The sequence below is a fragment of the Kitasatospora sp. NPDC091257 genome (assembly GCF_044757675.1).
Classification (GTDB): domain Bacteria; phylum Actinomycetota; class Actinomycetes; order Streptomycetales; family Streptomycetaceae; genus Kitasatospora; species Kitasatospora lactacystinica.
This window is the reverse complement of the sequence record NZ_JBIVVI010001908.1, coordinates 1-1,021: the sequence shown is the minus strand read 5'-3', so window position 1 is coordinate 1,021 and position 1,021 is coordinate 1. Positions and strand designations below refer to the sequence as shown.

Genomic DNA, 1,021 nt, shown 5'->3' with positions numbered 1-1,021 from the left:
GTGTTGCGGGGCCCGCCCGGGCCCGCGGCCCGCGCCACCGGCCGGGTCCGTCCTCAGCCGGAGGGCTCGTCCCACTGGGTGGCGGCCCGGTTGCCGGTGCCGTCGCAGGTGCGGCAGATCTCGTCCCGGTAGGCGTGCTTGGCCCCGGTCGCGTCCACCCGGTAGCGCACGTACACCCCGGTGCCGTCGCAGAGGAAGCAGTTGCCGCCCCCGCCGCCCACCTCGGTGGTGCCGGTGCCCTGGCAGGTCCGGCAGCTGAGACCGGCGGTCCGGCCGGTGCCCGCGCAGATGCGGCAGACCGTCGTCATCGGCTTCCTCCCTCGCGCGGAATCGGCTCGGCGCCGTCCGCGAGGGCCCGGCGCCACCGGTCATGGTAGTGCTGACGGCCCCCGGGCAGCCCCGGATCCGTCCCGGTTGAATACGATCTGACGATCAGTCGGTAGCGCCGGGGGCACGGCCTCACTCGGGCAGGCCCTCGCGGACCCGCCGGGAGACCGAGATCAGCTGGAGGTCGAGCAGCCCGGGCGGATCGGCCAGGCCCGGGCCGCCCGCGCGCACCCAGGCGGCGATCTCGTCGATCATCTCGTCCATCAGCACGAAGCCCAGCCAGACCGGCCGGCCGCCCGCCGCCCGGCCCTCGGCCGAGGGGCCCACCACCACCACGTTGGACTGGGTGCACACGTCCAGGCACTTGACCGCCCGGACCCGGCCCGCCGGGCCCACCGCCGTGCGCAGCCGCTCGTACTGGCCCGCGTGGTCCACCCCGGGGTGCTTCGCCTCGGTGCCGCAGCAGCAGCCCCGGCACACCGTGACGGTCACGGGGGCGCCGGCGCCCCGCTTGCGGTCCCGGGCACCGTCGCGGTCTCGGCGGCTCATCGGTTCTCCTGACCCCTCCTGGGCTGCGGCACCCTGCGCACCGGCCTCCGCACTGTACCTGTCACCCCGCCGGCGCCCGGGCCGCGGGTCGGACCCGGACGGGACGGACCCGGACCGCGGGCGCTTCGACAGGGACCCCTCCCAC

2 protein-coding genes are annotated in these 1,021 nt (G+C 76.7%); both read right to left on the bottom strand.

Translation table 11 applies throughout. The features are described from left to right. Window positions 1–53: 53 nt before the first annotated feature. Complete coding sequence (locus ACIQOV_RS42810) at window positions 54–308, bottom strand: hypothetical protein (RefSeq protein WP_359912273.1); 255 nt, start codon at window positions 306–308, stop codon at window positions 54–56. Between the two features lie 151 nt (window positions 309–459). After that, window positions 460–876 (bottom strand): (2Fe-2S) ferredoxin domain-containing protein, encoded by a 417-nt coding sequence (locus ACIQOV_RS42805; RefSeq protein WP_380538649.1) that lies wholly within the window; start codon window positions 874–876, stop codon window positions 460–462. Window positions 877–1,021 lie beyond the last annotated feature (145 nt).

Bases quoted from the DNA above. Each gene is read 5' to 3' on its own strand.
- ACIQOV_RS42810 (WP_359912273.1), bottom strand. From the start codon at position 308: ATGACGACGGTCTGCCGCATCTGCGCGGGCACCGGCCGGACCGCCGGT.
- ACIQOV_RS42805 (WP_380538649.1), bottom strand. From the start codon at position 876: ATGAGCCGCCGAGACCGCGACGGTGCCCGGGACCGCAAGCGGGGCGCC.